General features: G+C 42.3%; 26 protein-coding genes and 2 pseudogenes. 10 read left to right on the plus strand and 18 right to left on the minus strand.

Going from position 1 to position 21,679, the window contains the following annotated elements; all coding sequences use genetic code 11:
- Window positions 1-2: 2 nt before the first annotated feature.
- From LU297_RS02600 to LU297_RS02610, 3 genes are all read right to left on the minus strand, one after another.
- Complete coding sequence (locus tag LU297_RS02600) at window positions 3-1,844, minus strand: helix-turn-helix domain-containing protein (RefSeq protein WP_263077311.1); 1,842 nt, start codon at window positions 1,842-1,844, stop codon at window positions 3-5.
- Window positions 1,845-2,002: 158 nt separating this feature from the next.
- Window positions 2,003-2,563: an NAD(P)H-dependent oxidoreductase gene (locus tag LU297_RS02605; protein WP_263076858.1), complete on the minus strand. Its 561-nt coding sequence runs from the start codon at window positions 2,561-2,563 to the stop codon at window positions 2,003-2,005.
- 24 nt (window positions 2,564-2,587) lie between these two features.
- Window positions 2,588-3,079, minus strand: coding sequence for a nuclear transport factor 2 family protein (locus LU297_RS02610; protein WP_263076859.1), 492 nt, complete (start codon window positions 3,077-3,079; stop codon window positions 2,588-2,590).
- 136 nt (window positions 3,080-3,215) lie between these two features.
- Here LU297_RS02610 and LU297_RS02615 point away from each other — a divergent pair, with 136 nt between their 5' ends.
- Entirely contained in the window at window positions 3,216-3,566 is a 351-nt protein-coding gene (locus LU297_RS02615; protein WP_263076860.1) for a winged helix-turn-helix transcriptional regulator, read from the plus strand.
- Window positions 3,567-3,630: 64 nt separating this feature from the next.
- Here LU297_RS02615 and LU297_RS02620 read toward each other — a convergent pair whose 3' ends face one another.
- A complete protein-coding gene (locus LU297_RS02620; RefSeq protein WP_263076861.1) occupies window positions 3,631-4,290 on the minus strand; it encodes an NAD(P)H-dependent oxidoreductase in 660 nt (219 codons plus the stop codon).
- Window positions 4,287-4,526, minus strand: a complete 240-nt coding sequence (locus tag LU297_RS10105; protein ID WP_432806276.1) for an oxidoreductase — start codon at window positions 4,524-4,526, stop codon at window positions 4,287-4,289. Before LU297_RS10105 ends, LU297_RS02620 begins: the two co-directional genes overlap by 4 nt.
- Before the next feature lie 504 nt (window positions 4,527-5,030).
- Here LU297_RS10105 and LU297_RS02625 point away from each other — a divergent pair.
- From LU297_RS02625 to LU297_RS02640, 4 genes and pseudogenes are all read left to right on the plus strand, one after another.
- Complete coding sequence (locus LU297_RS02625) at window positions 5,031-6,038, plus strand: TonB-dependent receptor plug domain-containing protein (protein WP_263076862.1); 1,008 nt, start codon at window positions 5,031-5,033, stop codon at window positions 6,036-6,038.
- 18 nt (window positions 6,039-6,056) lie between these two features.
- A pseudogene (locus LU297_RS02630) lies at window positions 6,057-7,274 on the plus strand (TonB-dependent receptor); the annotation flags it as partial.
- Between the two features lie 71 nt (window positions 7,275-7,345).
- A complete protein-coding gene (locus LU297_RS02635) occupies window positions 7,346-8,200 on the plus strand; it encodes an SbmA/BacA-like family transporter (RefSeq protein WP_263076863.1) in 855 nt (284 codons plus the stop codon).
- A gap of 116 nt (window positions 8,201-8,316) precedes the next feature.
- Window positions 8,317-9,207, plus strand: coding sequence for an ATP-binding cassette domain-containing protein (locus LU297_RS02640; protein ID WP_263076864.1), 891 nt, complete (start codon window positions 8,317-8,319; stop codon window positions 9,205-9,207).
- A gap of 53 nt (window positions 9,208-9,260) precedes the next feature.
- Here LU297_RS02640 and LU297_RS02645 read toward each other — a convergent pair.
- Window positions 9,261-9,921, minus strand: a pseudogene (locus tag LU297_RS02645) (IS1595 family transposase).
- Between the two features lie 83 nt (window positions 9,922-10,004).
- On the opposite strand from LU297_RS02645, the gene LU297_RS02650 reads away from it, so the two are divergent.
- Both LU297_RS02650 and LU297_RS02655 read left to right on the plus strand, forming a co-directional pair.
- Window positions 10,005-10,919 (plus strand): ATP-binding protein, encoded by a 915-nt coding sequence (locus LU297_RS02650; RefSeq protein ID WP_263076865.1) that lies wholly within the window; start codon window positions 10,005-10,007, stop codon window positions 10,917-10,919.
- Window positions 10,906-11,427, plus strand: a complete 522-nt coding sequence (locus LU297_RS02655) for a MarR family winged helix-turn-helix transcriptional regulator (RefSeq protein WP_263076866.1) — start codon at window positions 10,906-10,908, stop codon at window positions 11,425-11,427. Before LU297_RS02650 ends, LU297_RS02655 begins: the two co-directional genes overlap by 14 nt.
- A 214-nt stretch (window positions 11,428-11,641) precedes the next feature.
- Here LU297_RS02655 and LU297_RS02660 read toward each other — a convergent pair whose 3' ends face one another.
- The 7 genes from LU297_RS02660 to LU297_RS02690 all read right to left on the minus strand — a co-directional run bounded on the left by LU297_RS02660 (window position 11,642) and on the right by LU297_RS02690 (window position 16,716).
- On the minus strand, window positions 11,642-12,196 hold the full coding sequence (locus LU297_RS02660) for a DUF924 family protein (protein WP_066804712.1): 555 nt from the start codon (window positions 12,194-12,196) through the stop codon (window positions 11,642-11,644).
- 114 nt (window positions 12,197-12,310) lie between these two features.
- The gene (locus LU297_RS02665) at window positions 12,311-12,643 is read right to left on the minus strand and encodes a DMT family transporter (RefSeq protein WP_263076867.1); all 333 of its coding nucleotides are present in this window, start codon (window positions 12,641-12,643) and stop codon (window positions 12,311-12,313) included.
- A 189-nt stretch (window positions 12,644-12,832) separates the two neighbouring features.
- Complete coding sequence (locus LU297_RS02670) at window positions 12,833-13,672, minus strand: ABC transporter six-transmembrane domain-containing protein (protein ID WP_263076868.1); 840 nt, start codon at window positions 13,670-13,672, stop codon at window positions 12,833-12,835.
- A complete protein-coding gene (locus LU297_RS02675; protein ID WP_263076869.1) occupies window positions 13,673-14,110 on the minus strand; it encodes a MarR family winged helix-turn-helix transcriptional regulator in 438 nt (145 codons plus the stop codon).
- Between the two features lie 145 nt (window positions 14,111-14,255).
- The gene (locus LU297_RS02680) at window positions 14,256-14,696 is read right to left on the minus strand and encodes a nuclear transport factor 2 family protein (protein WP_263076870.1); all 441 of its coding nucleotides are present in this window, start codon (window positions 14,694-14,696) and stop codon (window positions 14,256-14,258) included.
- A gap of 19 nt (window positions 14,697-14,715) precedes the next feature.
- Window positions 14,716-15,558, minus strand: a complete 843-nt coding sequence (locus LU297_RS02685) for an aldo/keto reductase (protein WP_263076871.1) — start codon at window positions 15,556-15,558, stop codon at window positions 14,716-14,718.
- A gap of 9 nt (window positions 15,559-15,567) precedes the next feature.
- Complete coding sequence (locus tag LU297_RS02690) at window positions 15,568-16,716, minus strand: aldo/keto reductase (RefSeq protein WP_263076872.1); 1,149 nt, start codon at window positions 16,714-16,716, stop codon at window positions 15,568-15,570.
- Between the two features lie 110 nt (window positions 16,717-16,826).
- Here LU297_RS02690 and LU297_RS02695 point away from each other — a divergent pair, with 110 nt between their 5' ends.
- On the plus strand, window positions 16,827-17,702 hold the full coding sequence (locus tag LU297_RS02695; RefSeq protein ID WP_263076873.1) for a LysR family transcriptional regulator: 876 nt from the start codon (window positions 16,827-16,829) through the stop codon (window positions 17,700-17,702).
- An 81-nt stretch (window positions 17,703-17,783) separates the two neighbouring features.
- Here LU297_RS02695 and LU297_RS02700 read toward each other — a convergent pair whose 3' ends face one another.
- Window positions 17,784-18,719 carry a TIGR03571 family LLM class oxidoreductase gene (locus LU297_RS02700; protein ID WP_263076874.1) on the minus strand — a complete coding sequence of 312 codons (936 nt, stop codon included), beginning with the start codon at window positions 18,717-18,719 and terminating at the stop codon, window positions 17,784-17,786.
- Window positions 18,720-18,922: 203 nt separating this feature from the next.
- On the opposite strand from LU297_RS02700, the gene LU297_RS02705 reads away from it, so the two are divergent.
- Window positions 18,923-19,192 carry a hypothetical protein gene (locus LU297_RS02705; RefSeq protein ID WP_263076875.1) on the plus strand — a complete coding sequence of 90 codons (270 nt, stop codon included), beginning with the start codon at window positions 18,923-18,925 and terminating at the stop codon, window positions 19,190-19,192.
- A gap of 100 nt (window positions 19,193-19,292) precedes the next feature.
- Here LU297_RS02705 and LU297_RS02710 read toward each other — a convergent pair whose 3' ends face one another.
- The 4 genes from LU297_RS02710 to LU297_RS02725 all read right to left on the minus strand — a co-directional run bounded on the left by LU297_RS02710 (window position 19,293) and on the right by LU297_RS02725 (window position 21,044).
- A complete protein-coding gene (locus LU297_RS02710; protein WP_263076876.1) occupies window positions 19,293-19,775 on the minus strand; it encodes a hypothetical protein in 483 nt (160 codons plus the stop codon).
- A complete protein-coding gene (locus LU297_RS02715; RefSeq protein WP_263076877.1) occupies window positions 19,765-20,007 on the minus strand; it encodes a putative hemolysin in 243 nt (80 codons plus the stop codon). The genes LU297_RS02710 and LU297_RS02715 overlap by 11 nt, the downstream gene beginning before the upstream one ends.
- Window positions 20,008-20,178: 171 nt before the next feature.
- On the minus strand, window positions 20,179-20,529 hold the full coding sequence (locus LU297_RS02720; RefSeq protein ID WP_263076878.1) for an antibiotic biosynthesis monooxygenase family protein: 351 nt from the start codon (window positions 20,527-20,529) through the stop codon (window positions 20,179-20,181).
- Window positions 20,530-20,585: 56 nt separating this feature from the next.
- Window positions 20,586-21,044: a cytochrome b gene (locus LU297_RS02725; RefSeq protein ID WP_263076879.1), complete on the minus strand. Its 459-nt coding sequence runs from the start codon at window positions 21,042-21,044 to the stop codon at window positions 20,586-20,588.
- A 128-nt stretch (window positions 21,045-21,172) separates the two neighbouring features.
- On the opposite strand from LU297_RS02725, the gene LU297_RS02730 reads away from it, so the two are divergent.
- Window positions 21,173-21,610 (plus strand): MarR family winged helix-turn-helix transcriptional regulator, encoded by a 438-nt coding sequence (locus LU297_RS02730; RefSeq protein ID WP_263076880.1) that lies wholly within the window; start codon window positions 21,173-21,175, stop codon window positions 21,608-21,610.
- The last annotated feature ends 69 nt before the right edge of the window (window positions 21,611-21,679 follow it).

Raw genomic sequence — 21,679 nt, forward strand, 5'->3', positions numbered from 1 at the left:
GGTTAGCCCTCCTTATCGGCTTGTTGGCTGGATTTATCAATGAACACCAACGCCAGCCTGATTTGATTGTAGCTATACACTTCACGCAGCTCTTCAAATATCGGTCTTAGCCTGATTCCTTCGATGAACTCGCCTTGTGCGTCAAGTTTTTCAAACGCCTCTTTCACCGCATCAACGATGCTCTGCTCTGGGCGTATTGCTGAATAATCAAGCTGTGGCATCTTGGCAACAATCTTATCTAGATGTCCGATGATGGTAGATTCAGCATAGGCTCTTTTTTGTGCGATTTGACTGATGCTAAGACCCTCTTTGACCAAGGATAAAGTTTCACGCACGCCATCATGAAATCCATCGTGATGTTGTTGTTCTTGCTGTCGTTTTTGATGTGTTTGCTTGACGATGATTTGTTCATTTAAAGAGATTTTCTTGACATCATCAAGACCACCGCAGACTTTAATGAAGGCTTGATGAATGTCCGTCACTGTCTTGTCGTCCAATGCCAAAAACTGCTGTTCTTGTTCATCAGAAAGTTCAAGCAGTCGCCTATCCACCCTTTGCACCCACTCATCTAACAATAAACTTTTGGTATTTAATCCCAGCAGTTTTAGACCGTCCAATGATTTTAGACGAGACAATGCCACATAGCCTTGCCCCATTTCAAAGGTTTTGGATAAATCAATTTCAGCAGCGTCTAAGGTCATGCCCTGTGATTTATGAATGGTGATTGCCCACGCCAAACAAAGTGGCACTTGGCTTAAACTTGCCAAAACACCACCGTCAGCGTCCTCGATGGTCCAGTCTTCTGGCGTTGCATTGACCTCACCACCATTATTGAGGCGTACCACAGGATAGGCAGAGGCAGGAATGTCACTACTGCCATCATATTTTTGACCGCCAGCCCCAACAAAATACGCCACCACGCCCATCGTGCCATTATAAACACCCAAGTTTGGCATATTTTTGACAAACATGACTTTGGCACCGACTTTTAGAGTCAGCTCTTGCGGTGCTCGCACGCCTTTTAAAAGCATTTCTATCAAGGCTTTGTCGCCAGACACCACCGCTTTAAAGCACACGCTTTTGCCCGACAAAGTAACCAGCTCATCATCATTGATGCGATCCACATCGATGTTATGCGTGTACAATCTGGTGCGATGTGCCTGCACTTGGTTATTTTGTGTGGCTTTAAGCCTATCAATCGCTGCCCAGCTGACCGTCTGACTACGAATCTGATTTAGAATATCAGTCAGGCTTAGCTCATCTTGATTGGCACGGCTGTCATCTTGGCGATGTTGCTCGCTCAAATAACAAATTTGAAAATTGCAGTCAATCCACGCCTTAGACATAAAAGCGTATTTTTCTTTGGAAGTCTCGCCTTTTTCGCCCACAGGTGGCAACTGAAAAAAGTCACCAGAAAACACCACTTGCAAACCACCAAATGGTAAGTTTGGGTCAATAAAATGTCGCAAAACCGCATCGATGGTATCAACTTGTTTGAGATGAAGCATTGAGATTTCATCGACAATCAGCACTCTGGTATTTTTGAGTTTATCAACAAAACCATCTTTCTCTTTTAGTCTTGATAAATTGATTTTTTCAATGTCATTTTGAATACCGATGCCTGACCACGAATGAATCGTTACACCGCCCATGTGTGTAGCAGCAATGCCTGTGCTGGCAGTAATGGCAATCGGAACTTGGCGTGCTTTTAGATAATTGATGTACTGATTTAGCACATAGGTTTTGCCTGCCCCTGCCTGCCCTGTCAAAAAAACATTCTGCCCTGTTTTTAGGATTGCCAATGCGGTTGATTGTTTCATAGTTTTATCAAAATCATTTGAAATACAAACTAACTAGCATAGCATATTTTGATGATTTTATGGCAATTTTTGGGCAATTAGTTGTTTAAAAATCACCAATAAAGCCTCAATAACAATCCGCCAAATTATTTTTAATAAAAAACACCGCTTGAATGCCTCAAACGGTGTTTTATCATTTAAAATCAAAGTAATGCTTCTAATTTTTCAATCAAAGTGTTGCTATGATTTTTGGCATTATTTTGTAATTGTGCCAAATGCTCATCATTATGCACGCCTTGTATATACAAAGCCCCATACAAAGGATACACGCCCTGCCAGTCAAAACCTGCATAAAGTGCAGAATGCTTAACAGGTTTGACCAAATCATCAATGGTCGCCACAATCTGCCCATTGTAGGTATTTTCGCCTGAGCCTGTGGTGGTAGAAACAAGAAATTTTTTGCCGTGCAGTTTATCACCACCCTCACCATAGGCAAAGCCATACAGCCACACATCGTCCAGCCATTTTTTTAAAATGGCAGGGGTATTAAACCAAAAGGTGGGGTATTGTAGTAGCACCACATCCGCCCCAATCAAGGCGTCCTGCTCTGCCTTAACATCAATTTGATAATCAGGGTATAAATCAGACAGACGGCGAACGCTGATTTTATCGCCAAAATGGTTTTGCAATTCATTTAATATCAGCTTGTTGCTGACCGAAGTATTTAAATCTTGGTGGGCAGAAATAACCAAAATATTGGACATAAAAACTCCTTATCAATCAATAAATTAAAACATCGAACGCCCGCTCACGGTTTTTTCGGGTACGGCTTGAATGGTATCCCAATGCTCAACGATTTTGCCGTTGTCGTCAAAACGGAAAATATCCACCACCGCTTCGCCCCTATCATTTTCATCAAGCTGGCTATGAACGTGCAACACCACCAAATCACCTTCGGCAATCACACGGTGGATTTTGGCAGACGATTTGGGGTGCTGTTTTAAAAATGGCACAAAAGCATCAATAAAGGCTTGACCACCGTCCCCTACGGTTGGATTGTGTTGCAAATAGGTATCTCCCACATATTTGGCTGTGGCTTCGGCAACTTTGTGCTGATTAAATGCCATTTCATAAAATGCAATGGCATTGGCTTTGTTGCGTTCGGTTTTGCTTTGTGCGGTAGATACGCTGGCTTTGGCTGGATTGGCGACATTAGACACCGTCTGACAGCCTGTCAAAGCCACGTTTGCCACTAGGACAGATAGGATAAGTTTTTTCATTTTGTCTCCACAATGATGAATATTGATTTTTAAGCTGATGAAAGGTATTATACCCCCTTAATTTAAATATAGAAGTACTTACAAATTTGTAAGTATAAAATTATTTTTTAACCAGTTGATTTTCAAGGGTTTATCAATGAGAGACTTTGACAAAGGACGAGTATTGTCCAAAGATTGTCCCAGCCGTTTGATTTTAAATCACTTAACCAGCCGTTGGGGCGTGCTTGTGATGATTGTGCTACTTGACGGTACAAAGCGGTTTAGTGAGATTCGCCGTGAAATTGAAGGCGTGAGTGAACGAATGTTATCGGAGACTTTAAAGCAATTAGAGAAAGATGGCATGCTGATTCGCAAATCCTACAACACCGTGCCACCGCATACCGATTATACTTTGACCGAATATGGGCGGCAGGCAGCACAAAAAATTGATGCGTTGGTGGATTGGCTTGAAAATAATCTCAATGGTATTTTGGCGAGCCAAGGTTAAGTTTTTTTGACAGCCTAAGACAATAAAAAAACACCGCTTGAATGCCTCAAACGGTGTTTTTATTTTATTCCACAAATTTCACCACTTCATCAAAGGCTTTGCGTGCCTTTGGCTTGATGTCTTTATCACGATAGCCAAAAGTTACCATCACCGACACCGCCCACTCGGCAGGGTCAAACAAGCCTTCATTTGCCAAGATGTCATTGACTTCTTTGTAGGCAAAACCTTCAATCGGACAAGAATCAATACCCATCATCGCCGCCCCCGTCATCATATTGGCAAGGGCGATGTAAGTTTGTTTGCTTGCCCAATCGTATAGACTGCGATCATTCTCCAAAATGGCAATGTCTTCTGTTTGGAATTTTTTGTACACCGCCAACGCTTTTTCACGAGCCTCGCCAGTTAAGCCCCGCCTGTCCATAATCTGCCCAAAATAAGGCGTGTCATAGCGGGCGTTTTTCTTTGCCAAAATCGCCACAATATGACTTGAAGTTTCCATCGTGGGAATACCCCAGCAGTAAGGTTTTAATTTTTGGCGTAAATTGGCATTTTGCAATACCAAAAATTGCCAAGGCTCAGAGCCTACCGAGCTTGGGGAGAGTCGCCCCATTTCCAAAATGGCGTGAAAATCGTCATCACTGATTTTCTTATTGCCATCGTACGAGCGAGTGGAGGCACGGTAATGAAATGCGTTTAAAATATCGTCTTTGTTGAAAAAGGTCATAAAATGCTCCAAAATTGGGTAAAAGCGGTTGAAATTTGTTTATTATACCTTGGTTTAGATATTGTGAAAAATTGAGAATTTTGATGATTGGGTATTATTAAAAATGATAATTGGGATTTTTGGGCTGCTTGAAAAGTTGTTTGGTGCAGTTCAATGATATCAAAACCTGCCTCCACCGCTCGTTTGACTAAATCGGCAAAGGCTTGTACCAAATCCTTGACTTCGGCTGTGTCAATTCTCTTGGTGTGATGAGATTTTGCCTAGCATACCAGCTCGCCATAGTGGATAGCATTTGGGGCGACGGCGTTTGGTGTGCATTGGGCCACTCTTTGTACTGGCACTCAAGATGTTGGGTGGTCAGTGAGGGTGTGGACTGCGATAGCCCCGCTTTTGTGATGAAAGTGGGGTTTTTGATATTTTGGATAAATGATTTGAATAAGTTATTTAAATTCAACTTTTATTGACGAAATGATAGATACTATTTATAATATTTTGATAATCATTATTAAATCGTATGCGGTGTGATTGTGTGAAAATCGCCAAAAAATGCCAAGGGTATTTTTTAGATTGGATTTAGTGGTTTGTATTGCACTGTCTTGCGGGCTATATTTGATTCGCTGTTTGGCGAATTTTTTATTGTATAGCGATGGTGTGGGCGTGCTTTGTTTGGAAATTGAGCGACAAGCCATAGCTAAGCCGGCATACGCTCGTATGTCCCTATCAATCTTGAGTAAATACTTATGTCTAACTTTATCACCAAAACACTGACAACCAAACCTTGGCTTAAATCCTTTTGGGTGTCGCCACTAGCCTTGTCTATCTCTGCAATCAGCTATGCTGATACCCATACCGAGACTGCGGCTCTTGATAGCAGCCCAGTAGTGGATTTGGGCGAATTGACCATTACCGCCACTCGTGCCAATACCAAGCTCAATGAATCTGCCCAAAAGGTGCTTATCATTGACAGGCAGACCATAGATAACCAGCTGTTGGCGGGCGATGATATGTCGCAAGCACTGTTTAAACTGATTCCCGGCTACGCACCACCGACAGGGAATATGGGGTCGGTGTCCGAGAGTTTTCGTGGGCGGGAAGTGTTATTTATGATTGATGGCGTGCCACAGTCCAATCCTTTAAGAGACGGTAGCCGTGAGAACCGCACCATTGATTTGTCTATGGTGGAGCGGATAGAGGTCATCTATGGGGCAAGCTCTGAGCACGGCTTGGGGGCGACAGGTGGTATCATCAACTTTATTACCAAAAAGAATCGTGGCGATGGTCTAAAGCAGAGCCTAAGCATCGGTGTCAATACTGCCAAAAACTTTGAAGGCGAGGGCTTGGGCGGTGATGTGCGTTATCAGGCGAGCTTTGGTGGCGAAAAACTGGACGGACTTGTGGCACTCAAATATGGCAAGGAAGGTATGTACTATGGGGCTGATGACCGCCTTGTCGGCACTTATGGCAATCAAGGCGATGTGATGAATGCCAGTCATTATGATGTGTTAGCGAAAGTCGGCTATGCCTTTGATGACAACAAACGCCTAAGTGCCAGCGTCAATCATTATTTTTTGGAAGGCTCACAAGAATATGTCAATGACAGCAGCCAAAGAAACCGTGCCATAAAACGCACCGATACCAGCGTCAAGCGGACAGGTGCACCCGACGGGCTAGACCCGTATAATAAGGTGCTAACCGCCAATGTTGTTTATCAAGACGATGATTTTTTGAGCGGACGACTGACAGCATAGGGCTATTACCAAGACTTTACTGCTCGTTATGGTTCTAATGCTGCTGCCAATTATCAAGACCCAGCACTTGCCCCTGTGGGTCAGCTCATTGACCAGTCGCAAATTGAATCTCAAAAGCTTGGTCTAAAAACCACCTACAATAAAGACAATCTCTGGCAGGACAGACTGTCCTTGACCGCAGGGCTTGATGTGCTTCAAGACGATACCGAACAGCGACTCATTCGCTACAACCGTTCGTGGACGCCAAAGATGAGCTATCAGAATCTGGCTCCCTTTGCACAGGCAAGGCTAAGCTTAACAGAGCGTCTGTCTTTGAATGCAGGTGTGAGATACGAATACGGCAAGCTTTCGGTTGATGATTATTATACGCTAGCAGGCTATACCCGTGCCAACAGCTTTGGTGCGCGTCGCTACACCCCAACCTTTGTCCAAGGCGGTGAGGTGTCGTTTGACAAGGCATTGCCAAGTGCAGGCTTGACATTTGACCTAACGCCCAAGCTACAAGCTTTTGCCAGCTACTCTCAAGGTCTGGGTATGCCTGATGTTGGGGGTGCCTTAAGAGCGATTACGGCACTCAATCAAAGCGTGGAGAACATTGAGCTGTCGCCCATTGTTACCGACAATATGGAGGCAGGACTAAGATTTTCTGGCGAAAAACTGACAGCGGACTTGAGTGTGTATCAATCTAAATCAGACTTGGGTTCTACCTTAGAATATGTGCCTGCTGTGCAAGGCTATCGTGCCGTGCGTAGCGAGACGGATATTAAGGGTGGAGAAGTGTCCTTGGGTTACCGCCCAAACAAAAGCCACCATTTCACAGCAAGCTTTGCCCACACCCAAGGCAAATACGATGCCAATAACAATGGCGTGATGGTGGATATGCCTGCTCGCAACATTAGCCCCAACAAGCTATCTTTGGGCTATACGCACACCTTAGCCAACCAAGGCAGTATGAGCCTGACCGCTACTCATCTGTTTGACCGCAAGTATCCCGATATTGCCGCAGGTGTTCAGTCAAAATTTGATGGCTATACGCTCGTGGATTTTGGCTATCGTCAGCCTGTGTCGCACCGCTTTGGTAAGGGTGTGATTGGCTTTGGGGTTAATAATCTTTTGAACACCGACTACCAGAACTTTATCAGCCAGACCGTTTTGGTGGACGATAGAAGTGATACCACTCGCTATTCTAGTGGGCGTGGACGCAATTATAACCTAAGCTATACCTTTGAATTTTAATCCTAGCAAGAACCGTTTGTGCCACAAGCGGTTCTTTATTGTGTGCATAGCCAAAAACGGTGTAATCTTTTATGAATTGGCAAAGTGAGTTGAGCGGTTCTGGACTTTGGTTTGTTCAGGCCTTTTTTTGGTCGTGCCTTATCTTGTGGCTAAGTGGGGCGATACTGATTACGCAGACTAAGATTGGACGAAAGTTTTGGCAGATTACCAAGCCTTGTCTAAGCCTTGCAAGTACTTTTAAGACCTTGCTGATGGTTGGGCTGCTGGTGGCTTTTGTGCTGCTAGAAGTGCGTATCAGTGTACTCAATACCTTTTTTTATAAGGGATTGTATGATGCCTTGCAAGAGATGGATTGGCAGGCTTTTTGGTTTTTTGCACTTATCAATGCTGGCATTGTTGCACTTAGAGTAATCCAAGAGATTGTGGACAGTTTTTTGGGGCAGAAATTTGAAATTCATTGGCTAGAAAAACTAAACGCCCACCTCTTGACCCGCTGGCTTAGTAACCACAACTACTACCGCTTACAGAATGCCTTTAATAGCAATCTATCGGTTGGTAATGAACGCACACTTGATAACATAGACCAAAGGATAGAACAGGACGCGACCGCCTTTATTTCAGATACGGTAGCACTGGTCAGAGGTATGATGAATTCGGTGCTGTCATCCATTGAATTCACACTGATTCTGTGGCAGCTGTCTGGGGTGCTGGTGCTGCTTGGGCTTAGTATTCCAAAAGGGGTGGTGTTTTTGCTTTATGTCTTTATTCTTATCGCCACGGTGATGTCTATGTGGATTGGTAAGCCTTTGATTCGTCTGAATTTTAATAAAGAAAAAAACACGGCGACTATCGTTATGCACTCATTCAAGTTCGTAACCATAGCGAAAGCATTGCCTTTTATCAAGGCGAACAACAAGAAAAAATAACTTTAACGCAGCGATTTTCGGCAATTATCAAGAACCGCTGGGCAATCATCAAACAATCCTTAATGCTTGATGGTTTTAACTCTGGCGTCACTCAGCTATCCAAACTGTTGCCGATTATGCTGCAAGCGCCCCGTTTTTTTGCAGGCGAGATTAAGCTTGGTGATGTGCATCAGACGGTGCAGTCCTTTAATCGTTTGATGACTGCCTTGTCCTTTTTCCGCCTGTTTTATGAGCAGTTTACGCTGTATCAGGCAAGGATAAACCGCTTACAGAGCTTTTTGCAGGCGATAGATGAGCTGGATAACAAACAGCCCAACCACACGCAACCAAATAATCCAACAGATACGCCAGCACCGACCATCAGTGCTACCACCCCACAAGAGCAGTCGGCACAGCTTTGCTTAAACCAAGTAGGGCTAACCAAAGTAGAGGGCGGACTGCTGTTTTCCCCTGTCAGTGTCTCGCTTGGTCGTGGCGATAGGTTACTGATAATGGGTGAGTCAGGCATTGGCAAAAGTAGCCTACTCCGTGCGATTGCAGGCTTATATCCCTTGCCGATGGTGGGGGCGATTGACATTGCGATGGGTCTTAAGCTTTGGTTTGTGCCGCAGCGAAGTTATACGCCACAGGGGAGTTTGCGTGCGGTGGTTTGTTATCCTGTCTTGCAGGCAGATGATGACACGCTAATCAGGCTAATGTGCCTGTGTGGGCTGGATAATTTCGTCCACCGCCTTGATGAAGTGGCAGATTGGCAGCACATTCTATCCCCTGGTCAGATACATCGGATTGGCTTTGTGCGAATCTTATTGGTTGCCCCTGATGTGGTGTTCTTGGACGAGGCGACTTCTGCATTGGACGAGCAGAATGAACGCCGAATGTATGAGCTATTAAACTGCCATCTACCCCACGCCATCATCGTGAGTGTGGGGCATGGAAGTACTTTGATTGACTATCATAACCGCCAGCTGTGTCTGGTCAGTGAGAACAAGTCGTTCTATCAGCCTTAGGCTTGTTAAGTTAAAAAATGCTTGGCTCTAGACCATCAAAATTTAAAAAAATCTCACTTAATCAAGCTCCATAAATGGCGTTGCAACTCATCAACATCTTTGTTCCAACGCCATTCACATTCTTTTAAGCGTAGGTCAAAGTTGGCAGCAACACCGTTAAATTTAGCAAGTCGTCTTTTGCTAAAACTCCAAAAGCTCTCAATGTCGTTAATATGACACTTGCCGTGAGCAAATTCATTGTTACCGTGATTTACTCTAAAATGCTTGTCATAACCCATATCAACAAGCCCATTATAACCACGAAAGCCTCAGAGTATATCACACTTTGAATATCAACTTCACCAAGTATCACAGCTTGTAAGGTTGCTTTGGTGCAGTCTGGTACAATTTTTAGTATAAACTTGCTTTGTCTCTTTCAAAGATACCAAAAACCGGTTGTTTTAATGTGCCACGACCTCTTTTGAGTTTACCGTGAAAGCCTTGTTGGTGCTTTGCTCTAAAATAGCTTTCATCCAGTTCAATTTCACCATATAATAAGCGTTTTGGTTGGTTTGATGCTCATAGATTTTTTGTCTAAAAATACCAAACCAATGATTGATTGTGTTGCAGTTTAATTCAAGCAAAAGTGCTGTTCTTGTTGCGTCTATGTCAATACAAAAGCATTTTATGATTTTCTTTTAGTTTATAGACACTTAACTTACTGTTATATTTCATATTTCTGGTCTAGCATAGGTTGGGTTGCTAGTCTAGAGCCTATTTTAATATCAAGACAAATTATCGTTTTTGGAAGCCACACCATGACTCAGATTCCCCACGCAGATGCACTGCTCATTGAACTACAAAAACTCACCCAAGCCGTTGAACGCCTTGCTAAATCGCAAGAAACTGATTTATCAGTTCTAGACACTGCTATTGCCTTTCGCTTTGAAAAAGATGGTACACAAGCGTATTTTATGCCTATCCACAAACCCAATTTGATTGATTTTGACAGCTTGTGCAATATTGACAGCCAGCTTGACAAAGTACGCAAAAACACTGAAGCCTTTGCTCACGGCTTTTTAGCAAATAATGTGCTTTTGACAGGAGCAAGAGGGACAGGCAAATCGTCTATCGTTAAAGCCTGCCTAAAATCTTTTGCCCACTTAGGGTTACGCTTGATTGAGCTGGACAAAAAATACTTAGATGACCTCCCCAAAATCGTTACGATGCTCCAAAACCGCACTGACAAATATCTGATTTTTTGTGATGATTTGGCATTTGAAGCAGGTGATGCCAGTTATGCCACCCTCAAAACGGTACTGGACGGCTCACTATCAGCAGGGGCGGACAACACCTTGATTTATGCCACTTCTAACCGTAAGCAGATGGTGGTAGAGTACAGCCGTGATAACAATGAATTGTACACAGACAACAACGGCGAACTTCGCCACAGTGATACCATTGAACAAAAAACCTCTCTGGCTGACCGCTTTGGTCTGCACATTCATTTTTATGGGTTTAGCCAAGACGAATATCTAAACACGGTGCAGTTTTGGCTTGACCATTATGGCTGGCAAAAAAGCCAAGATTGGGAAAGCGTTCGCCTACTGGCTTTGCAATACGCCACCCAACAAGGCAATCGCTCTGGACGCATTGCTAATCAATTTGCCAAAATGACGGTTGGTCAAGAACAATTACGCTTAAAAATAGGACAAAATAATGAACCTATCTGATATTGATGGCTTGATGCTCGATAAGGTGGATATGATTTTGGCTCAATGGCAACGCCAGCATGATGATTTACCTTTGCAAGCGATGGGCATTTTAGGACGATTAAAACGCTGTGTCTCCCTGTTGGACAATATGCTTTTGACACAATTTGATGCCTTTGACTTAAATTATGGCGAATTTGATGTTTTGGCAGCCCTAAGACGGTCAGGTGAGCCATACACACTCACGCCGACCCAGTTGTATTCTACTTTGATGATTAGCTCAGGTACCATCACTAACCGCCTAAAACATTTACAAAATAAAGAGTTAATAAAGCGTCTGCCCAATCCTGATGATAACCGAAGTCTTCTGGTACAACTGACTGATGAGGGTAAGATATTGGTAGATAAAGTGTTTTTTGTGCATATTACAGGTGAAAAAGATTTGCTTGCTGATATGCCTGATGAGGTGTTACAGGGGCTGGATAAAGGATTAAGAGAGCTATTATCGCAATTAGAACGCCAAATTTAGAATACCCAATTTGGATAGGCTGGTTTTTTTAAACACAAAGAAAGCATCACTTGCTTATTTCACATAATCCAAGCGATGCTTACCAAGCTAATGCCCACCCATTTTAGACAGCGTATTCATCATTATCACCTCTGCCAAAATAAGCCCTATGCTCGCAATTCCCCAAAAATCCACCTTTTCGCCAAACACCACCTACCCCAAACAGCATTTATCATCAAAACCCCGAATGGCTTTTTAAAAATTCCAGCTCATCAGGAGTGCTATCTCGTCCCAGTACGGCATTTCGGTGCGGATAGCGTCCAAAACGGTCAATAATGGCTTTGTGCTGCAATTCAAAATCAAGGGCTTTGGGATTGCCCAGTGCCTCAAACAACGCCACCGCCTTGTGATGAATGTCGGCACTTTCGCTGTGCATCAACGGCATCAGCATAAAATGACGCTCGCTTGGGTTTAGGCTGGCAAAATCAGGCTGGTTGATGGCTTCTTGGGCAAGCACCAAAGCGGTCAAATCATAAGCAAAAGCCTCTTTGCTTTGGCGGTGTAGGTTGCGTGAGAACTGGTCTAAAACGATGATTTCGGCAAGCCGCCCTTGCAAAGTCGTCCGCCAATGATACAGCTCGCCCTCTATTGCCTTTGTCCAAGTCTCATAAAATTGTTGAGAAATGGTGCGGTCAAAGTCATCATTTTGCACAAACCAAAAGGCTTGATTGTCCTGATGAAACCAAAAATCCAAAATGTCGTTTGGGGCAACAGCATAAGAGTGCGACATACAAAACCTTACTAACGGATTGATATTGTGAGGTATTATAACACGGCTGATGGTTTTGGTTTTTAAAAATTTAAGAAAAAAACCGCTTAAACATTCCTGCAAGCGGTATTTATCCTAATGCCCGCCCATTTTAGACAGCGTATTCATCATAATCACCCCTGCCAAAATCAGAGCGATGCTTGCCATTCCCCAAAAATCCACCTTTTCGCCAAACACCACCACGCCAACAATTGCCGTCAAAACAAGCCCGACACCAGACCAAATTGCATACGCCATTCCAAGCGGAATGGATTTTAAGGTCAAGGACAAACAATAAAACGCCAAAGCAAATCCCACCACCACACCGATTGACGGTAAGGGTTTGGTAAAGCCTTGTGAGAGTTTAATCATTGTTGAACCAAACACTTCACTACAAATGGCAATCGCCAATAAAATAGACCAGTGCATAAAATGCTCCTAAAATAAAAATAAATATCAGGTATTGTTAAATAAAGATAGATTTTAAGGTTTTCCGTTCGGACTGAGCTTGTCGAAGTCTAGGAAAACCGTTATGGTTCGACAAGCTCACCACGAACGGTTTTCTAGAAAAGTATACTCAATTAACAATACCAAATATCATACAGCGTTTTAAAAAAATTAAACCGCCACTCTTTGCCCAATGTCTTTTAATTCAGAAAATTTCTCTACCAATCTTGGCATATCATCAAGACTCATTGCAAAGCCCCACAAATAAGTCATCACGGCATAAATATGCCCTGCTTGTACTGACTTTTTTGACAAGATAAATAAAGTCGCCCCAAATAATATCGCCAATGTTAATCCAATCATTAAATAAGAAAAGGCTTCACGATTGGAAATGGCAATACGAATTTTGGATAATACATCATAATGCTTGATTAAATGATGATGTTTATTTTGTTCAATCACATTGACTTCATTTTCAAGGCGGTTATTGAGTTTAAAATAAAGTTTATCATTTTGCCGACTATAATTTGGCAATATCAAAATAAACACAAACAAAATAAATAGGGCAATCATTCCAGAATAAAATTCAAGCATTAACAGCATCACCACCGAACCAATAATATTAAATAAAGCCGTGATTAAAATCGGCAAATGCTCCTCAAAAAATGCCACAAACTGCCGTGCCATCACAGCGTGGGCAGTGGCTGAGGTATTGCCTTTTTGTTTTTCACTAATAATGGCTTTACTCGCCAAATCAGCGTAAATTTTTACAAAGGCACGAGTATCCACTGCACGGCGTGCCGAACCCACAGACCATATCACAAAGACCATTAAGGCATACACCAAAGCGTGCCAAGTTTGCTGATTTAATACCGCATTGACCGCAAAACTGCCCACCAATGGATATAATAAAAACAACATATTTTCTAATGCCACTAAGCCAAAAGTTGCCGATAATTTTCTTTTATTGTTTAAGGCAATATTTTTTAGAGTATGAATTGCTGTATTCATTTATTGTTCCAAATGATTTGCCATTAAGGTTTGCAAGTCTTGCATTTCTTTTAATAACAATAACATTCGCTCACCGCCAAATTCATCAATGATTTTTTGTTCAAGGTTTAACAGCGTTTCAATAATGGGTTTGGCAAAGGCTTTACCCTTATCGGTCAAGGATAGGATTTTTTCTCGTTTGTCATTTTGACTAATGATACTTGTGATTAAACCGTCTGCCTCAAAGCGTTTGCATAAAGTATTAATGGTTTGTTTGGCAAGCACATATTCATCGGCAATTTGTTTTTGCGTGCGAAATTCATTGACCCAAAGGGCATAAAAAATCGCCAATTCATTATCGCTAATGCCATATTTTTTTGCAAAAATGGCATAACTTGCCACTATTTTGGTAGAAATATCGCCCAGTTGGTCTAGGGGATTTTTGGGGGTATTGCTCATAAAAATAGTCCTAAAATTCACTAATTGCATATTTTAGTCAATTTTAGGATGAATTGCAAGGTTTTTTCAGGCTAGTTGAAAGTTTATTTTGCAAAATTCCAATCAAAAAACACCGCCTAATTTTTAAATTAAACGGTGTTTAAAATCAGCCAATTACTCTGGTTTCACTAATCATAAAATTGGCAATGCGGTGTTTAATCAGCCACTTGCCATTTTCTTTGACATAGGTGTCATTGTAGCGAATGCTGTGGTCGTGCAGGATTTCTTTGCCGTCTTTGGTCTCAACCAATTTAACCGCACAATAGTTAATCGCTGTGGCATTATTTTCATCAACAAAAGACACGCTGTGCTGTCCGTTGATATGATACACGGTGTGAAAACTTGCCAAAAAATCGCTAAATGTTTTTTCAATTTGGGCAACGCCTGCCATATCAAACACCAGTTTTCCACCAATAAAAGTTTGCACGATGGCATCAGGGGTAAACAATGACATTTGCTCGGCGACTTTTTTCTCGTCTGCTAAATTGGAAAAAGTATCTACCAAATCTTTTAAGGCTTGGCGTTCGGTGTGGATATTAAAATTCATTACTGGCTCCATTATTTATTCACACATCAACCTTATAATTCATCAAAAACTTGGCGATTTCTGGGTTGCTGTGGTCAAAAATTAGCGATTTTCCTAAATCAAGCGTGGCGATTTTGGCATTGTCGTCCGCCGTGAGTTCAAAATCAAAAATAGCTAAATTTTCCTGCATTCTTTCAAGGCGACTGGATTTGACCAAAGCGACAATGTTTCTTTGCACAAGCCAACGGCTGATAACTTGGGCGGGCGTTTTGCCGTATTTTTGGGCGATTTGTACCAGTACAGGATTGTTAAAAATGTCATTTTTCCCTTCGGCAAAACTTGCCCACGCCTGCACTACTATGTCATTTGTTTGCAATTTTTCCACTTCATCAAACCGCTGATAAAACGGATTGACCTCAATCTGATTGACCATTGGCATCACCTGATTGCCCGCTCCGAGTGCCACCGCAAACGCTGGCGTAAAATTGCTCACGCCAATGGCACGGATTTTGCCGTCATTGTACAGATGTTCCAAATCCCGCCACGCAGAATAAGTATCGCCAAACGGCTGATGAAGTAGCACCAAGTCCAGATAATCAAGCCCCATACGGTCAAGCGAACGCAACACACTTGCCTTGCAATCGGTGTAATTGGAAATCCACACCTTAGTGGTAATGAAAAATTCATCTCGGGCAATTCCGCTGTTTTTTATCGCCAAGCCGACTTCACACTCGTTTTGATAACTTTGGGCGGTGTCAATATGGCGATAACCTGCTTGTATGGCTGTACTTACCAAATGCTCGGTATCTTGTGGGGCAATTTGAAAAGTGCCAAAGCCCAAAATTGGCATTTGTACGCTGTTGGATAAAGTGATGTTTTGCATAAATTACTCCTATTTCACTTCTGAAAATTTTAAAATGGCTTCTGGCAAACGCTCGCCCATAATTTGAATTTGCTCCAATTCAGTGCGGAATGCTTTTAATTCATCATCACCAAAGACAATGTCGCTTGCCCCCAAATTCTCCATTAAATGAAAGCCTTTGGTAGTACCTGCAATCGGTACAATGCCGTCATATTGAGCAAGTAGCCACGCCAATGAAAATTGGGCTGGGGTGCAGACTTTGCGGTTTGCCCATTTTCTGATTAACGCAAAGAGTTTGGCGTTTTGAGCCAAATTTTGCGGAGCAAAACGGGGCAAAATGCCACGCAAATCTTGACTAGGGTCATTGGCAAAGCGTGTGTGTTCATTGACATAGCCCGCCAAAGTCCCCATACCCAAAGGCGACCACGGCACAAAGCCAATGCCAAGCTGACGGCACACAGGCAACACATCATTTTCACGCCCACGAAACAGCAATGAATACTCGCTTTGAATGGCAGTAATGGGAGCAATGGCGTGAGCTTTTTCAATGGTTTGAGGCGACACTTCACACAAGCCATAGCCCAAAATCTTACCTGCCTGTATCAACTCTTTCATTACCCCTGCAATCTCTTCTACTGGCACTTCGGGGTCGGCACGGTGCTGATACAACAAATCAATGCGGTCGGTTTGCAAACGACTTAACATATTATCCACCACCATTTTGATGTGGTTAGGCTTGCTGTTTACCTTGCCTGTGCGTTGTCCTGTTTTTTGGTCAATATCCCAACCGTATTTGGTTGCCAAAACGATTTGATTGCGAAAAGGCTTAATCGCCTCGCCCACAATCCGCTCACTTTTAAAAGGTCCATAGGCTTCGGCTGTATCAAAAAAAGTAACACCGTGTTCAAAGGCTTGGCGAATGATTTTAACCGAATGATTTTTATCAGGTTCTGGCACGCCATACATATTTTGCCCAAAGCCTTGACAGCCAAGCCCCAAAGCTGACACGGTCAAATTGCCTAATTTTCTTGTGGGCAAAACAGATTGGGTGGTTTTGGTGGTGGATACAACATTTTTTGAGTGTCTAGCATTTGCCAACACACCAGAACAGGCGGATACCGCCATACCTACACCGATTAACCCACTGCTTTTTAACAGATTTCTGCGAGAAATACTCATCAAATTTTCCTTAAAATTTTCAAAATGCCAAATATTGAGTGTATTGTAATCAATCATTTTGTTAAAATATATAAGCAAAATCAAAACAGACTGTTTAGGATATTGGAACAATGCCATACTTTGACGACTTATATTTATTTTTAACGATTGTACAAACAGGCAGTTTTACCAAAGCTGGCGAAAAATTGGGCGTATCTAAATCTGCACTATCGCAAAGTATCAGTCATTTGGAAAACCGCTTAAATATCCGCCTATTAAACCGCACCACAAGAAGCGTCTCACCCACGCCAGAGGGTTTGTCTTTGTATAACGACCTTGCACCCCATTATTTTGCCATTGGCGAGGGGCTTGCCAAACTGACCGAACATCAAGCCCACATCACAGGCACAGTACGCATTAACGCCAGTCATTTGGCGATACAAACGGTGATTTTGCCCAAACTTGCCCCTATTTTGAGCCAAAATCCGCATATTTTTGTACAACTTTACAGCGATAACCGCTTTGTGGATATTGTGGCAGAAGGCTTTGATATGGGGGTACGGCTTGGCGGTACGGTCGCAAGCGGTATGATTGCGGTCAAAATTTCACAAATGGTGCAAATTACGCTGGTTGCCACGCCCAATTATCTAAAAAATAAAGACATTCCAAAAAGCATTGATGACCTAGACCATCATCATCTGATTAATCTGCAACTGGATAAAAATAAACCGCCAATGGACTGGGAATTTTGGGTCAATGGCAAGGTGGTCTCTTACACGCCCAAAAGTCAAATTTTAATGAATGGCAATGGACTAAATGCCATTTTGCAAGATTTGGGCATTGGGCTTGTGGGGCTGTCGCAAGTGGAGCGTTTCATCAAAACAGGGGAACTTGTTGAAATTTTACCAGAGTTTAGAATGACTTATGAGCCATTTTATGCCTATTACCCTAGCCGAAAACACCATTCAAAGGCGTTTGAGGTGGTATTAAATGCGTTAAGGGAATAGGTTTCAGGCAGCCTGAAAGGTTATTTTGCCCATTTTAAAATAAAAAAAACCGCTTGAATTGCTCAAACGGTGTTTTTCTTTTCAAAATTGTGTCAAAGCATACTCTGCCAATTCCGTCAGCACTTCATCGGCAGGTCTTTGTGTGGGTTTTAAATTTAACGCCAAATGCGTTACGCCTTTTTCTTGTTCTTTTACCCAAAAGTCTGCCAAGCCTTTTGCCCCGCCACGCAGATAAATGTTGTTAAACAGTTGGGTGGGGGAATTTTTATCCGCCAGCACTTCCACAAATTGAGCATAGCCAAAGGCGGTTGGCGTCTCTTTTTGGCGTAAATCGGCAAGGGTTTTGATGATGTTTGCCGTGTCATCGGGGTTCACGCCGTGCCACAGCCACGCATCAGGTACATTGGCAAGATACGCCATTTCTTGCCTTGCTCGCCCAATCGCCACAATGGGCAAGCGGTGTTTGGGTTTGGGGAGTAAATCCAAATTGCCTGTTAAATCGCCATAATGTTTACCATTAAAATGGGGAAAGTCCTGCTCGGTCAAGGTTTTAATCAGTTCAATGTTTTCACGAAAACGCTCGGCACGATTGGTAAAATTTTCATTAAAAGCAGGGTATTCCACAGGTCTATCGCCAGAGGATAAGCCCAATAAAAACCGTCCATTACTGAGTTTATCCACGCTGACCGCAGACTTGGCAATGTGAATGGGACTACGCAAAGGGGCAATCAGCCCTGCCGTGCCAAGGGCGATTTTTTGGGTGTGGGCGGACAAAAAACCAAGTGTAACCATCGGGTCAAGCCCTTGCCCCACATCGCCAAAATGAGGGTCATAAAACGGCACATCTCGTACCCACAATGCTGAAAAGCCCAAGTTTTCAGCCAGCCGTGCATTGTCGGCAATGGCGGTCAAATCGTCTGGAATGTGCTTTTGATAGCCCATAAAGGGAGCGATTAAGCCCAGTGTTAATTGATTTTGCCCAAAAACTTGGGAGAAAATGGGGGAAAGCGTGTTCATTTTGGTGTACCTGTCTTATTTAAGATAAGGTATTTTAAGGGCTTTTGAGTTTGCTTAAAATGGGATAAATTGAGAAAGTGTTTTGCTAAATTGGCATAAATGATTTTTTTGGGCTGGCTGAAAAGGATTTTACCCCATTTTAAAAAACACCGCTTAATTTAAAATTAAACGGTGTTTGTACTCATTCAACAAATTGGATTGATTTGCTCGAAAACCAAATAATAATTGTTGAGTTTTGGCTAGATAGCGTACGCCTATCCTTGTGCGTTTACGATAATCTTGCTGTTGTGAACGAATCGGTTTTAGCCATTCATCAGGTTGAACCTGTGCCAAATGCTGAAAATGTGATGCCAAAACGTGCTGTTTATGCTCAATTTGTGCATTTAAATCCAAATGCTGCAAATTACAACCACCACATTGCCTATAATATGTACAAAACGGTTGAACACGATTGCGTGATTGTTCCCCAATAATCCGCACCATATCTGCCTCAATAAATATTAATTTTATTTGCAATACCAGAGACCAAAATAGGATTATACATGGGTCATATTCTCAAAATTTCATCATAAGTTATGATTTAAATTGACATCTGGCTTTATTTTCAGTTTGATAATCAAAGCGATATTTTTGCACACCGTCAGGCGTTTCTTTGGATAAAATCACATATTTTTTAGGTTTTAATTTAACCAAATGCAACTGCGTTAAAAAAGGTCGATAATCATAACCAGACGAGATATAAAAATTAGCCATCACGCCATTATCATTTTCAGGCACGCCAACAATACGATATAAGGGTTTCTCTGTATTATGACAATCATATTTCCATTCACGATAAAAATAATAACCCTTGTTATCACTATGTTCGCCTAATTCAAACACAATCGAATGATGTGTTGTTGGGTCATCATAGACCCAAAAAGCATTGGCTAAACGGCTTGCCAATGGTTGACGTTCGATATTGATTGATTGTGTGCCGACACCTGATTTTGCATAGCTGATTTGACTACACAATACTCCACCCAATAAAATACACCACACCAAGTTAAAACGCATTATACATCCCCTTCATCAATCGAAAATATTCCCACTCTTCCACCACCTGCCCATTTGGCAACACACAGACACCGTATTCTGAACCGTCAGCATTTTTACGGATTTGCGATTGTCCGCCTTGTTTCACACAAAATTCCGAAGCTGGATTAAGTGCATCGGTGATTTGGTTTGGCGTACTTTGACAGGCGGTCAAAACACTCATCATCACTCCCAATAGCAGTAAGTTTTTCATTTTTAATACCTTTTTCAGTTAAGAAATGGCGGTATTGTAAGCGGTTTTGGCTTAAAGTTTAAGTATTCAATTGTGAAATGGCTTGTCAGGCAGCCTGAAAACCCATTTTGCAAAATTTTTATAAAAAAACACCGTTTTCAATTTAACGAAAACGGTGTTTTTAATTAAAAATCAACCAATTCGCTTACCAAATTCAAATGGCATATCGCTATACACCACTTCAAATAAGCCATTGAAATATTGAATGCCGTCCATTACCCCTGCTGGCATATCTTTGTGGGCAGTTTGCAGGGCTTTTTGGAATTTCTCGGGGCTTTCCCATAAAGCGACATTCACAAATTTAAAATGCCCATTGGGGTCAATGTTTTTGTGTAATTGGGTAGCGATATAGCCATCTTGGGTTTTTAAAAATTCGGCAGACTTTTGCCAAAATTCCAACATTACCGCTTCTTTTTCGGCTGGGACAATAAAGCTGTTAATCAGCACATAAGCGTCTTTTGGATTGAAAGTTACATTGCTCATAGATTACTCCGATGGTTAAAATAAACAGTTAAAAAATAGAAAACTTATGCAATAAATTATATCATTTTTGATAAAACTTTCTCGCCTTTTATTTGATGGAAAATTGCCAATCCAATATGCCCAACAATTAAAAGTAATAAAAGCATTGCTAATTCGCCGTGCAAATTATTACCAAGCTGTACCAAAAATTCATTGCCATTTTCACGCCCAATATTTCTTGCCATTCCCAAAACAGGAACAATCAACATCAAAGCATATAAGGCAAAATGTCCAATTTTGACTTTCGTATCGTTTTTTGGGCGTTTTTTGGCATTAACCGCCGCCCACACAATGCGAAGCACGGTCAAAACCAGCACCGCCATTCCAAGAGCCTGATGTGGCTGTAACAAAAAGCGTAAGTCCGGGTTAAATTTGGCAATGAGTGCTGTGGCAAACATAGCGATGTAGCCTAAAAATATGCCCCAGTGCAACAGGCGTGAGATGGTGCCGTAGCGGTTTTGAGTGTCTGGTTTCATTTGCGTTCTCCAATTTATATAGCTTACTATGGAAAATAGTATAGCACACTATGCATTTAAATAGCAAGCTATATTTTTATTCATTTTTGTGTTATAATAATAGTACTTTGATTTATAAGGAAAAATAAATGACGATTAACCAAAAAAATTCGCTGGGCTATCTGACCAATATGATTGCTCGCCAGTTTGCCCAGCTTATCGGACAAGAGCTTGCCCCTTTGGGCTTAAATCCTGCCTATTTGCCTGTGCTGTTTGAGCTGTGGGACGGACAAGAGCTGACCCAGCAAGAATTGACCGAAAAAAGTTCGGTTTCGCAAGCGACAATGGCAAACACGCTGGGGCGTATGGAGCGGGACGGTCTGATTGAACGCCTGCCCAACCCAAACGATGCCAGAAGTCGGCTGATACGGCTGACCTCTGCCGCCCTTGCCAAAAAAGACGATTGTGTCGCCGCCGCTCAAAAAATCAATAACGGCGTGCTAGAAGCCCTTGACGAACAAGAAATCAAGGCGTGGCTTGATATTATGAATAAAGTGGTACAAAGACAAAAACAGATGTTGGGGTAGGTTTGGGCTGGCTGAAAGTTTATTTTGCAAAATTTGAAAACAAAAGTGCCGTCTGAAATATTTTTCAAA

Origin of the sequence: Moraxella nasicaprae (genome assembly GCF_025643275.1) — a bacterium.
Lineage (GTDB): Bacteria > Pseudomonadota > Gammaproteobacteria > Pseudomonadales > Moraxellaceae > Moraxella > Moraxella nasicaprae.